Source organism: Streptomyces sp. enrichment culture (assembly GCF_964273145.1).
GTDB lineage: Bacteria > Actinomycetota > Actinomycetes > Streptomycetales > Streptomycetaceae > Streptomyces.
The window spans coordinates 6,561,148-6,572,589 of sequence record NZ_OZ186873.1 but is presented as its reverse complement, the minus strand read 5'-3'; the positions used below and the strand labels follow the sequence as shown (position 1 = coordinate 6,572,589).

Here is an 11,442-nt window from a genome sequence, read left to right as displayed (position 1 = left end):
CGGCTCCACCAAAGTGGCCAGGATCATCGTGCCGGTGTTCCTGGAGCCCGGCGAGGACCCCGCCGACATGGTCGCCTCCGCGAGCTTCAAGCCGCTCGTGGCCGTGCTCCAGGGCCTGCGCAGCCACGATGAACGTCTGGTCGAGCAGCTCGCCTCCCGCGCGCTCACCAGCGGCAAGCGCAAGGTCCACGTCCGGCGTGACGAAGAAGGGCGGATCGTCGGGGCCGGCGGCGGCGAGGGTGACGGTGAGGACCAGGACGGCACCGACGCTGCTGCCGAGTCCGCCCTGCTCCACTTTTCCAGCCCGCGCGACGCCGCGACCATCGCGGCCTTCCTCCGCACGCGGGTCTACCGGCCGGAGTCCCTGGCGTGGCTGGAGGGCTACCAGGCCCTGCTGCGCTGGCGCAGGGAGAACCAGATCACCGGCCTGTACGCCGTCCCGTACGACACCGAGGTCGAGGTCGGCGTCACCAAGGACTTTCCGCTTGGGCGGTGGGTGCACCAGCAGCGCAAGACGCTGCGCGCCGGCGAACTCGATCCGCACCGGAAGGAGCTGCTCGACGCCCCGGAGGCCGGGATGGTCTGGGAGCCGGGCGAGGAAGCATGGGAGGCCAAGCTCGCCGCGCTGCGGTCGTACCGGCGGGCAACCGGGCACCTCGCGCCCCGCCAGGACGCGAGGTGGACCGACCCTGCCGATGGGACGCAGGTGCCGATCGGGCAGCACATGGCCAACCTCCGGCGGAAGGGCGCGAAGAACGGCCTGGGCAAGGACCCGGAGCGGGCCGCCGTACGAAGAGCGCAGCTCACCGCGATCGACCCGGACTGGGACTGCGAGTGGCCGCTGGACTGGCAGCGGCACTACCGCGTGCTCGCGGATCTGGTCGAGGCCGACGGCAGCCTGCCCGAGATCCAGCCCGGCGTGCTGATGGACGGCGACGACCTCGGCAAGTGGCTCCAGCAGCAGAAGCAGCCAGCCACGTGGGCCCGGCTCCTGCCCGAGCAGCAGGAGCGACTGTCCGTGTTGGGCATCAAGCCGCTTGAGGAGCCGTCTGCCGCCCCGGCGGCCAGGCGCGCGAGGAAGGGGCCGAGCAAGACGCAAGAAGCGTTCCAGCGGGGCCTTGCGGCCCTCGCGCAGTGGGTGGAGCGGGAGGGCGCCGACCGGCCGGTGCCGCGCGGCCACACCGAGGAGATCACCCTCGACGGCGAAGACGAGCCGGTGACCGTCAAACTGGGCGTATGGATCTCGAACACGAAATCCAGGAGGGACCGGCTGGACGCCGACCAGCTCGCCGCCCTCCGGGAACTCGGCATGAAGTGGGCGTGAGGGCCGCGGCTACCGGCTAATCCGCGTCCACCGGACCACGGGCGGCAACTCTGTGCCGCCCGTGCCAACGTCGATAAGGCCGCGCTACGACCTGCGCCAACGGCGGTTTTGCCGGGGCAGGCCAAGCCGGGCCTGGACGGTGCGCTCGAGCCAGTCGACAAACTCGTCAGGCGTGTCCGGCTGGAGGGGCAACACCCAGTACCTCGCCCACTCCTCATACTTCGAACGGGCGCTGGCCGTGTGCTGCCGCAGCCGAGAGACAGCTGCCCCCCGACGCGGAAGTCGGGTCGGTCGGGTCCGGCCGGCGTAGCAGGCCATGCCGTCGGCGTTGACGACGATGTACACGGCCCGCTCCTCCCGGCCGCTGTCCTCATCGATGCCGAGGGGACAACACCTGAACTCCTCGAGCCAGGGCCGAGCCAGGTGTGCGAGCGCCGCGTACCGGTCCGGCGTCATGGTGACGACGCCGGACCACACGGGAGCCGTCACCGGTTGCGCGGCTTGCGCTCGGAGATGAGGCGCAGATCGTCGGCGATGTCGTCGATCTGGTTGAACGACGCCTCGACCTCGACCCACGCGAGCTTGTCCGTGGTGCCGTTCTTCTCGCGCAGCTCGAACAGGTCACGCAGGCGGTCGACGGCGGTGCTGAGCTGCTCCTGGAACACCGTCAGCTTGTCGGCCTCCTGCTCCGCCGGGGTCTTCTTCTCCTTGCCTGGGGCCTTGGCGTTCCAGCCGTGCCGGACGGCGCTGCGGAGCATCGCGTTGTAGGTGGAGCCCCGCCAGTCGGTCTTCTGCTCGACGAGTTCCTGCTTCTCCGTGTCCCACCAGCGCAGGGGCAGGCCCGCGCGTACGCGTTTGATCGCGTCCGCGAGAATCAGGCGTCCTTCCCTCTGGGCGAGCAATCCCTTGGTGATCAGACCGACGCTCGTGCGGGCGATGGTGGTCCCGGCGTCCGCCTCGGCCGAGCCGGCGGCCGCGAGGAGGTGGCCGCTCATCACCAGGGAAATCATGCCGAGTGCGCCGAGCAGCAGCGTGGCCTGGGTTTCTCCCGTGTCCGCGCGGCCGAGGAGTTCGTCGACCTTCGTGTCTGTGTCGATGTTCTCGACGACCCAGGAGTTGTCGACGAGGTCCTGCCACAGGCAGATCGTCTCCAGGGCAGTCCGCGGCGAGTTCGTGGGCATGCTCGCGGAGTAGGAGCGCAGCCCCAGCTCGACGATCGGCCCGTTACGGCGGCTGAGCACGAGGTTGCCCTCGGTTTGCAGCTTGCTGCGCACCAGCGCGTTGAACCTCGGGCTCTTGTAGGTCAGATGCTGCATAACGAGGGCAAACCGCAGGTCGGGAAGCTCGGGGTTAAAGCCGAGTCCCTCCATCGAGGCGGCGACGTCCCCACGGCCGATCAGGGCGTCACGGGTGGGCCGGGCCTGCGCTTCGGGGCCCAGGAGCCCCTCGTCGTACAGCCCGTTGATGATCTCCTCCGCCTTCACGGCGTTCTTCGCGCCGTCGGCAAACACCTTGCCGCCGGTGTTCATGCGCAGCAGCAGGGAGCGGACGCCGGCGGGGAAGCGCTGCATTCCACGCTGAGCGTTGTCGTCGCGGTAACCCACGATGACCGTGACGGGAATGGTCAGGGCGTTGAGGGCCATGGCCCACTTGTTGCGGTCCCTGATGTCGGCCGAGGAGCCGGTGCGCGGCTCCTTGAGACGGCTGTACGCGGCCTTGATCACCTTGCGGACTAGCTCGCGACGGCGCTCGAGAGACATCCGCATCAGGTGCGAGGGCCGCAGCACCACACGCTTCTTGCTCGCGTCCCCGATCAGGGAGTCGTCCACCCATCCGCGCGGCACGGGCGGGATGCGGTGGTAGCAGAAGGCGAGGCGGCAGTTACCGTCGACGGCGGTGAGGTCGTCAGCGGGCTCGCCGGTCTCGGACTTAAAGGTCACCGGCACCAGCATCAGCGGGCGCTCAACGAGCCGCTCCCCCACTTCCTGAGGGTTGTCGGTCAGTACGCGCTTCGCGGACCGATCGACGGACTCCTCGATGTCCTTGTAGGCGTCGGGGTGGATCAGGACAGCATGCTCGGTGTGGGGCCCGGGCATGGCCAGGGCCTTGCGTACGTCGGCGGCGTGCGGATCGGCCGCGTAGGAGACTTCGGCCAGCAGACGGTCGTTCTCGATCGCGAGCGAGACCATGGGAGAGTAGGCCCGGTAGGAGATGACCATCAGCCAGCCGGTCTCCACCCGGTGCCGCTCGACGCGAATGCCCTCGAGGTCCTGGGGCTCGACGGCACCCTGGACGAGGCGGCGGATTGCCTCATCGGAGAGGTGGACGTCGGGGTGGTTCTGCAGGTACTCCTCCGCGTTCGTCGTCGCGCTCGGCGGAGGAAGCCGATGTTCGAAGTCGCCGTCGACGTTGCGGAAGTCGGTAACGGGGATAACCTGGATCTCGTTGTCAGCCGACTCGAACTCCGGCATGGAGGTGTCGCTCACGCGACCGCCCTTCTGGGTACGGCCGCACACAAAAAAGATGGCGCGGCCTGCGGAAGTACGCGAGGCAGCACCATTCGGAGGAGCTACGCACCCTCGTCGCCATCGGAGGACCGCAGTCCCACGGGGCGTACTCGGCGTCAGTGTGTAAGCCGTCGGCAATCCGGTTGCCCACCCCAGGGATGGCGGGTGAGGAGACGCGGGTCGTGCGCACGCGGACCGCAGTCCTATGCGCAGGCGTCCGGCCGCTGCATCAACGGCGTCAACTAACCAGGATAGTACTGGCGCTTGTCACGCGGTACCGGAATGCGAGAACAGGGAGGGGCGGCCCCGCAGGACCTTGACCGGCCGGAGTCGTGTGAGCTGCTGAACGAGTCGTGGGAGCACCACATGCTCAAGCTGGAGATGGCGGGTGCGATCCGGACGGCCGGGTGGTTCGCGACGTTAGAAGTGCCGGCGGAGGACGGGTCGTGGCGGGCGGACGTCATGGCCTCGTCCACGGACGAGAGCCGGCGCATGGCCTGGGAGGCGCAGTTGTCGCCGATCACTGTGGACGACATCGCCGCCCGCACTGACCGGTACGCCAAGGAAGGTATCCGAGTGTGCTGGGTGCACCCGGGCGCGCGGCCGCCGCAGTGGATCACCGCGGTGCCGGCCGTCCGGGTCAGGGCTCCGCAGGAGCGGAATGAGCCGTGGGTGGTGGACGACGGCCTCGCCGGGTTCGTGTACCGAAGCGGGCGATAGAAGTTCCAGGAAGAGCCCTTGGAGCGGTTCGTGCGGTGGGCGCTGGAGGAACAGCTCGTTTCCGCTGAGGTGCTGCCCCGGTACCGGCGGGTGTATCTGGTGGTCGACGGTGAGCAGCGGCGGTTCCGCCGGGATCGGTGGTGGACGTCGCAGAAGTCGATCGCTGACCAGGGCAGGCACGAGGTGATGCGGCAGCGGCAGGATGCCGCGCGGGCGGAGCGGGAGGCGCGGCAGAAGGAGCAGGAGGAGGCTGCGGAGCGGCGCCGCCGGGAGGTGGAGGAGCAGGAGCGGGTGCGGAAGGCCGAGGAGGCTGAGCGTCGACGGCTGGAGCGAGAAGAGGGGGCGCGTCTGCGCCTTGAGGAGGCGCGGCGGCGGTGGGCGGAGGAAGCTGAGCGCCGGGAACGGGAGAGGGCGGAGCGCGAGGCGCGTCTGGCCCGGGAACAGGCCAAGCGTGAGGAGCAGGAGCGCCAGGACCTGGAGACGGCGCGGGCGTGGTGGGGTCGGCTGTCGCCGCAGCAGCAGACCGAGCTGTTTACTGCCGTCGCTGAGTACGCCTGGCGCGAGTCGAGTGTTCGGGTGGAGGTCCCGGAGAAGCCGATGATGTGGCCGCAGTACGCCCGCGGCGTTCCGGTTCAGGTGGCCGACAAGCGGCGGACGCTGTACGGGATCGTGCGGCCCTGCCCCGACCTGGTAGCCGCCTGCCCCACGCTCGCGGAGGAGCTGGTCTTGGCCCGTAACGCTCACGAGGCGCGCGAACTCGCCGCCGTCCTGCCCCAGGGCCGGATCGTCCACCTCGACCTGCCCGAACACGAGCAGCTCACCGTGTGCTGAAGCGGCCGTCTGGCAGCGCTTCAACGGCAGCAGGATCGCAACCACGTGGTGCTGCCTCTTTTCCCTTGGCGCTGGGTGGGCCCGACCGGGCCCACCGGGCAAGGCCCTCAGGTCAGGGCAGCGTGGCCGGCCTCGGTGGCCTCCATCAGGTCGGGCCGCTCTCCGTTCGCCGGGTGGACGATCCGGATGAGACCGCCGTCGTGCAGGTCGATCGTCGCCTTGTAGAGCCCGAACTGCTTCTCCTGCCATGCCACGCGCCGGGGGTCTTCCTCGGCGGCGCTTCGCTCGAAGTCCGCCGGGTGGATGGTGTGAAAGAAGTCGGAGACGGCCACGGGCTCTGGTGACTGGGCGATCAGGCGAAGGAGCTCATACTCATCAGCGTTCAGCGTCATGACGGCAGCCTAGAGGGCCGGCTGGGAAGGATTGACGAATCCGGGCTCAGGTGTCGGTGGCTCCGTTACCCCCCAGCTGCCCGCTCCCCGATGGGGGTACAGGAGCCTGCAAGGCGTAGCACGTGTACGGCACGGTGGTCCGGCTCGGCTGGGTCCGCTCCCCGCAGTCGATCGAGGTCCGCTTCGGCACCAGCCGGGCCGGGGCCGTCGACGTCCCGCTCTACACCACCGCCTCCGTCGACTCTGGCTGCCGGCCCGTGGCGGTACCCGGCTTCACAAGGGGGGGGCGGGACCGCCGCGGAGCCGATGTCGTCTCGTTCACAGCCTGGCGTCTGCGGCGGCAAGCCGAGCGTGACTAGAAGGCACGAAGCTCGACGCCGATCCCCATGCCGTCGAGGTCGCTCACGAGCCTCCAGTAAACGTCGCTCTCGTAGAAGCTCGCTGCATCGCCGTTCCCCTCAGCGGGGTCGATCTTGTCCATCTCTGGGACGTCGTAGGTCACCGTGTACCCGGCCTCCGTGTCGGTCCACTGGACCCGGACCACCATGTCCGCTGTGCCGATGTCGTAATCGTCGTTCCCGTGGTTCTTAGCGATGTACTCGAACGGGTACGTGAACGTATAGCTGTCGTCCTTCTTGATCGACCGCAGGTAGTCCTGCTCGTTCTCGAAGCCATAGTTGTTCGACTCACTCCACATGGAAGGAGCGTAATGCTCTGCAGCTCTGCCAGAGTCGACACTATGGGCCGGTAGGCAAGCGCTCGTAGACCGTCTGCCAGTCCCGGAACTCCTCCCGTGGCATCTCCCGCCACTGGCTGCCGGTCCGGAACCGCCACACCAAGCCCTCGAACTGCTCACGCAGCCGCTGCGGGTACGGGCCGTATTGTCCGACCGGCAGAAACGCTCGATCAACTCCCGCTCACTGGTGCCTCTGCGCGGCGGTCCTGGAACACTCGGGTTATGCCGCTCATCCGTGACATCGTCCAAGCCGACTACTCGGTGGTGGAGGAGCTGCTGTACTCGAACCATCTGGGAGACGGCGGGTTCTACGACCCCGAGCTCGAGGGTCTGGACGTGGTCGTGGCCGAGCTCCACGGGTGTGTCGTCGGGGTCGCCGAGTTCCAGCTCCACTGCGACTTCGGGCACGACGAAGGCCGGGAGGCGCATCCCGGCGTGCAGACGTTCATTTCGACGATGGCCGTCGCTCATACCCATCGTCGCGGCGGGGTCGGCCGGGCGCTTCTCACCGAGATCGCCCACCGGTCCCAGGAAGCCGGTCACACGTTCCTGGCCCTGGTTCCGCAGGACGGCGCCGACGCGGCTGGACGACAGGCGTTCTTCCAGGCGTGCGGGTTCACGCTCTACGGCCCCGCCGGACCGGGCGCGGCCTGGGGCTGCCCGGTCTCGGAGATTCTCGCCGTAAAGGCGAACGGCTAACGCCGCAGGTGAGTAAACAGCTCGCCGCGCTCGCCGACCTCGGACTGGAGTAGGCGAGGGCGTAAAGCCATTCGGGCTACTGTGCGTCGATGCAGGGCCCTTGGGCGCGGAAGCGCGCGCGGGTTTCCGGCCAGGGTGTCACGCTGTCGTGTCCGGGGCAGCCGGCACCCCCGCAAAGAGGTCGTGAGTCGGGCGCCGGTTTTCCGTTGAGCAGCGCCATCCGCCCGTACACCTCGTAGCGCTCACGGCCGTCCTCAGCGTCCACCAGCTCGTTGGCGAGCTCCTGCTTGGTCCAGCGTGCGAGATCCTCGCCCGGCTCGTAGCGCCACCTCCTGAGGATCATGGCGATGATTTCCGCTTTGGAGTGATTGTCCATCAGAGCGTTCCTCCGCTGGAGCAGCTCGTTGGCGAGCGCGCGTTCGGCTTCGGAGATCGGCGTGACCGCGTTGCGGATGTACTCGGGGTCCGTGTTCGCGGGGAAGACCATGACGCAGTGGTCGTGCGGTACGCAGACGGCGATTTTGTCCGGATGCTTGGCCTGGACTCGGGCGGTTTCACGTACCCAGTTGAGGGCTTCGTGGTAGCTGAGGTCTGTTCCCTGCGCGCGTGCGGTGCGCTGGAGTTCGCGGGCGCGCTGCTGCTCGGTGGTGCGTTTGGTCATGGACGGGTCCTCTCGGCACCGGGTCCTCGCCCCCACACGGCAACCCCGGCTCGATGGATCGTCAAGGTGCTCGTCAAGCGGTCCGTTGATCCCGGAAGACCTTCCACCAGTGTTCCGGGCAGTGTGGGTGTCCGAGTGCGGTGTGGGCATCGGCGAAGCCCGAGGCGTCAGCCCTGCGAGCAGGATACTGGCTAGGTGTGTTGTCCCGGGACGTTGGTGACACGCGTGCTGGGTGCTTGAACGGGTGAGGGCCTTCTGGGTTCGGTGTGGATTGCGACATCTGCACCCGACCGCAGGAGGCCCTCGTGTCCCACCGTAATGCCCCGCTGACCCCGACCGGGCGGCTTCGCCTGGCCCGGTGCGTCGTCGACGACGGCTGGCCGGTGCGCCGGGCCGCGGAACGTTTCCAGGACAGCCACACCACCGCAGCCCGCTGGGCCGGGCGCTACCGGCAGGCGGGCCCCGAAGGGATGCACGACCGTTCCAGCCGCCCGCACCACCAGCCCCGCCGGTCTCCTGCCATGGTCGAGGAACACGTCGTACGCCTGCGGCACGAGCACCGCGTCGGCCCCGTCCGGCTGGCCGCCCGGTGCGGCATCGCGCCGTCGACGGCCCACCGCATCCTCGTCCGCCACAACCTGCCCGCCCTGGCCACGCTGGACCGGGCCACCGGCGAGCCCGTCCGCCGCTACGAACGCGCCCGCCCGGGCGAACTCGTCCACATCGACGTCAAGAAACTCGGCCGCATCCCCGATGGCGGCGGCCACAAGGTCCTCGGCCGCGCAGCCGGCCGCAAGAACCGCACCGGCACCGGTCTCGCCTACCTCCACACCGCCCTGGACGATCACTCCCGGCTTGCCTACACCGAAGACCTGCCCGACGAGAAGGCGGCCACCTGCGCCGCCTTCCTCACCCGGGCCACCGCCTGGTTCGCCGCCCACGGCATCACCGTCGAGCGGGTCCTGACCGACAACGCCTGGGCCTACACGAAGAACACCTGGCGCGACACCTGCCGGAACCCGGGGATCCAACCGCGCTGGACCCGACCGTGGCGACCGCAGACCAACGGCAAGGTCGAGCGCTTCCACCGCACCCTGCTCGAAGAGTGGGCCTACATACGGCCCTACACCTCAGACCGCGAACGACAGGCCGCATTTCCCGACTGGCTGGACTGGTACAACTACCACCGACCCCACACCGGCATCGACGGCCACACACCCGCCAGCCGCGTCACCAACCTGCCGGGACAGCACAGCTAGGGCATGTGGATGCTGGACGGCGTCGTGGACGAGGCGCAGTCGAAGGGGCACGCCAGATCTCCTCCCGGCGGAGCTCTCCCGCCTCGCCCTGGGCTCCGTACCAGAAGGACAGCACTGGGATGCCGGTGGCGTCTGTCGTGACCCGCTCCTTCGGCTTATCGCTGACGCTCACCCAGGGGCTCGTAGCCTGCGTCAGCCAGCGCTGTCTGGAGAATGCAGAAACTGGCAGGCAGGGGCAGACGACGTGGAAGAACTGACGCAACGGACTGGATGTGTCGGCCCCGCCGGCTGGCCGCTTCGAGAGGCGGACATGGGACAGATCGAGCAGGGTTTGGAGCGCGCGTTGCGCACCCGGTCCGTTCCCTCAAGTACCGAGGCCCGCCTGCGTTTTCTGCTGGCAGCGCATCGGGGTTCCACTCGGCAGGTGTCCGCCGTGCTGGAGGTCTCGCAGCGCACCGTGCAGCGGTGGGTGACCAAGAAGCCAGGAGCGCGTCGTCCCCCGGGTCCGACGCAGGTCCGGGCGATCGAGGAAGCGGTCCTGGCTCGGTGGCAGCCGCGAGTACGGGCCCGTCGGCGTGCCCAGGCAGAGGCGGAAGGGTTCGTCTTCCATACCAGGGCGCGGTTCGGATTTGCTGCTGCGGCAGGTTCCTCGGACGACCCGCGGGTGCGGTGGATCACCCAGGATCTGCCGGGAAAGGTGGCTCGGGAGCTGTTCGCCGCCCGGGATGCCGGCGCGGGCGAGCAGCAGCAGACGGTGATCCTCGCCCGCGCGCTGGGGCACGCCTACTTTCGCGAATGGGGCCGCCGGGCCCACGGTCTGCACATCGCGTTCAGCGACATCGAGTTCGCCGGCTTCTCGATCGGCTGAGCCTGGTCCGTCGCGCGTAACCACGTCAGGGTGTTCAGCGTCGTGAGGGCCTGACGCGACTGGTCGGCGCTGGAGGGCCTTGTCCATCGCGGACGGCCCCTCACGGGGAGGTCTGAGGTGCCGCGGCCACACCGAGCGGGGGCCTTGAAAGGCTGCGGCGGATGTTTCTCAGGCGGCCCCGATCGACTCCTGCGCCGGATCGGCACTCTTGCCGACGCGGGCGTTGAGGCGGGGGGCGAAGGAGGCACGGTGCGTCAGGGCCGCCAGGGCGAGCGGTACGAGGGCGAGCGCGGACAGTGCGGGGGCCCCGGCGGCAGCCAGGAACGTGCTGCCCAACATGCTGCCCAGGCTCATGCCCAGATAGACGGAGGTGGTGTTGAGCGGCAGCAGCACGCCGCTGGCCGTCGGATCCAGGTCGACCAGACGGGCTTGCTGCGGCGCGAGGAAGAGCGGGTTGAACAGCCCCCACAGGCCGAACACCGCGAAGGCGGCCCAAGCGCGGCCGGGCAGCAGGGCCGCGGCGGCGAAAGCCAGCGCGATGCCGGTGATCCCGGCCGCGAGCACCCGGTCTCCGCCGAGCCGGGTGTACAGGCGAGCGCCCAGAGTGTTGCCGCACAGGGCCGTCACACCGAAGACGAGCAGGACGGCCGATGCGGTGGTGGCCGTCGTGTCGAAACGCTGGGCGAGGTAGCCGCCGACTGCTCCGTAGACGACGTACTGGGCGGTGAAGACGAGGAGGGTGGTCCACAGGATGGACTGGGCGCCCGAGGTGCGCACGGCCGGAGCGAAGGCGCGGAACTGCAGCGCAGCCCCGGCGGGCAGCGGCGGCAGGAACACGATGAGGCCGATGAGGCCGGCGAGCAGCAGGCCGGCGAGGGCGGCCAGGGTCCAGCGCCAGCCGACCATCGCGCCGGTTGTGGAGGCCAGCGGCGCGCCGAGGACCATAGCGGCGGTGGCGCCCACTCCGATGAACGACAGACCCCAGGCGCGGCGCTCGGGCGGGACGATCGCCGCGGCGACGATGGAGGCGGTCGGTGCGAAGACAGCCGCGCCCACTCCCTGGATGAGGCGGGCGGCGACCAGGAGGACCGGTCCCGGTGCGACGGCGCTGACCAGTCCGCCCAGCAGCATCAGGACCAGGCCGATGAGCAGGACGGGCTTCTTGCCCAGCCTGCCCAGGGCAATGGCGGCGAGCGGGGAGCCAAGGGCGAAGACCAGGGTGTAGACGGTGACCAGCGTGCCGGTGGCGGAGGGGGCCAGGCCCAGGTCACCGGTGATGGAGGTACCGAGTCCGACGACCGCGAGGGCGGCAGCCACCAGCGCAAAGTAGGCGACGGACAGGGCCAGCAGGGCCGGGGTGCGGGAGCGGGACGTCATGCAGTCCACCTTTCAATACGGTGCGGTTCGTATTGGTTATACGATACGCACCGGCCCGTATTGAAAGC

At 69.2% G+C, this 11,442-nt stretch carries 12 protein-coding genes and 1 pseudogene; 7 read left to right on the top strand and 6 right to left on the bottom strand.

Annotated elements, in window-relative coordinates:
• The coding region (locus ACSU6Z_RS28985) for a helicase associated domain-containing protein (RefSeq protein WP_437050112.1) at positions 1 to 1,324 on the top strand (1,324 nt) is incomplete at its 5' end.
• A 485-nt stretch (positions 1,325 to 1,809) separates the two neighbouring features.
• On the opposite strand, the gene ACSU6Z_RS28980 is transcribed toward ACSU6Z_RS28985, so the two are convergent.
• Positions 1,810 to 3,810: a hypothetical protein gene (locus ACSU6Z_RS28980; protein WP_437050111.1), complete on the bottom strand. Its 2,001-nt coding sequence runs from the start codon at positions 3,808 to 3,810 to the stop codon at positions 1,810 to 1,812.
• 303 nt (positions 3,811 to 4,113) lie between these two features.
• On the opposite strand from ACSU6Z_RS28980, the gene ACSU6Z_RS28975 reads away from it, so the two are divergent.
• Entirely contained in the window at positions 4,114 to 4,551 is a 438-nt protein-coding gene (locus ACSU6Z_RS28975; protein ID WP_437050110.1) for a competence protein CoiA family protein, read from the top strand.
• Between the two features lie 18 nt (positions 4,552 to 4,569).
• Positions 4,570 to 5,382, top strand: a complete 813-nt coding sequence (locus ACSU6Z_RS28970; protein ID WP_437050108.1) for a hypothetical protein — start codon at positions 4,570 to 4,572, stop codon at positions 5,380 to 5,382.
• Between the two features lie 107 nt (positions 5,383 to 5,489).
• Here ACSU6Z_RS28970 and ACSU6Z_RS28965 read toward each other — a convergent pair whose 3' ends face one another.
• Complete coding sequence (locus tag ACSU6Z_RS28965) at positions 5,490 to 5,774, bottom strand: hypothetical protein (protein WP_190195495.1); 285 nt, start codon at positions 5,772 to 5,774, stop codon at positions 5,490 to 5,492.
• A gap of 122 nt (positions 5,775 to 5,896) precedes the next feature.
• Between ACSU6Z_RS28965 and ACSU6Z_RS28960 the strand changes: the two genes are divergently transcribed.
• The gene (locus ACSU6Z_RS28960; RefSeq protein WP_437050541.1) at positions 5,897 to 6,133 is read left to right on the top strand and encodes a hypothetical protein; all 237 of its coding nucleotides are present in this window, start codon (positions 5,897 to 5,899) and stop codon (positions 6,131 to 6,133) included.
• On the opposite strand, the gene ACSU6Z_RS28955 is transcribed toward ACSU6Z_RS28960, so the two are convergent.
• Both ACSU6Z_RS28955 and ACSU6Z_RS28950 read right to left on the bottom strand, forming a co-directional pair.
• Positions 6,130 to 6,471, bottom strand: coding sequence for a hypothetical protein (locus ACSU6Z_RS28955; RefSeq protein ID WP_190195500.1), 342 nt, complete (start codon positions 6,469 to 6,471; stop codon positions 6,130 to 6,132). The genes ACSU6Z_RS28960 and ACSU6Z_RS28955 overlap by 4 nt on opposite strands.
• Positions 6,472 to 6,529: 58 nt before the next feature.
• Positions 6,530 to 6,670: pseudogene (locus tag ACSU6Z_RS28950) on the bottom strand (transposase); the annotation flags it as partial.
• Between the two features lie 62 nt (positions 6,671 to 6,732).
• On the opposite strand from ACSU6Z_RS28950, the gene ACSU6Z_RS28945 reads away from it, so the two are divergent.
• The gene (locus ACSU6Z_RS28945) at positions 6,733 to 7,209 is read left to right on the top strand and encodes a GNAT family N-acetyltransferase (protein ID WP_388298461.1); all 477 of its coding nucleotides are present in this window, start codon (positions 6,733 to 6,735) and stop codon (positions 7,207 to 7,209) included.
• Positions 7,210 to 7,285: 76 nt separating this feature from the next.
• On the opposite strand, the gene ACSU6Z_RS28940 is transcribed toward ACSU6Z_RS28945, so the two are convergent.
• Complete coding sequence (locus ACSU6Z_RS28940) at positions 7,286 to 7,870, bottom strand: hypothetical protein (RefSeq protein WP_437050106.1); 585 nt, start codon at positions 7,868 to 7,870, stop codon at positions 7,286 to 7,288.
• A gap of 305 nt (positions 7,871 to 8,175) precedes the next feature.
• Here ACSU6Z_RS28940 and ACSU6Z_RS28935 point away from each other — a divergent pair, with 305 nt between their 5' ends.
• Positions 8,176 to 9,129, top strand: a complete 954-nt coding sequence (locus ACSU6Z_RS28935) for an IS481 family transposase (protein ID WP_437050104.1) — start codon at positions 8,176 to 8,178, stop codon at positions 9,127 to 9,129.
• Positions 9,130 to 9,439: 310 nt separating this feature from the next.
• Complete coding sequence (tpg, locus tag ACSU6Z_RS28930; protein WP_437050103.1) at positions 9,440 to 9,997, top strand: telomere-protecting terminal protein Tpg; 558 nt, start codon at positions 9,440 to 9,442, stop codon at positions 9,995 to 9,997.
• A 168-nt stretch (positions 9,998 to 10,165) separates the two neighbouring features.
• On the opposite strand, the gene ACSU6Z_RS28925 is transcribed toward tpg, so the two are convergent.
• Positions 10,166 to 11,374, bottom strand: coding sequence for an MFS transporter (locus ACSU6Z_RS28925; protein WP_437050101.1), 1,209 nt, complete (start codon positions 11,372 to 11,374; stop codon positions 10,166 to 10,168).
• Between the last annotated feature and the right edge of the window lie 68 nt (positions 11,375 to 11,442).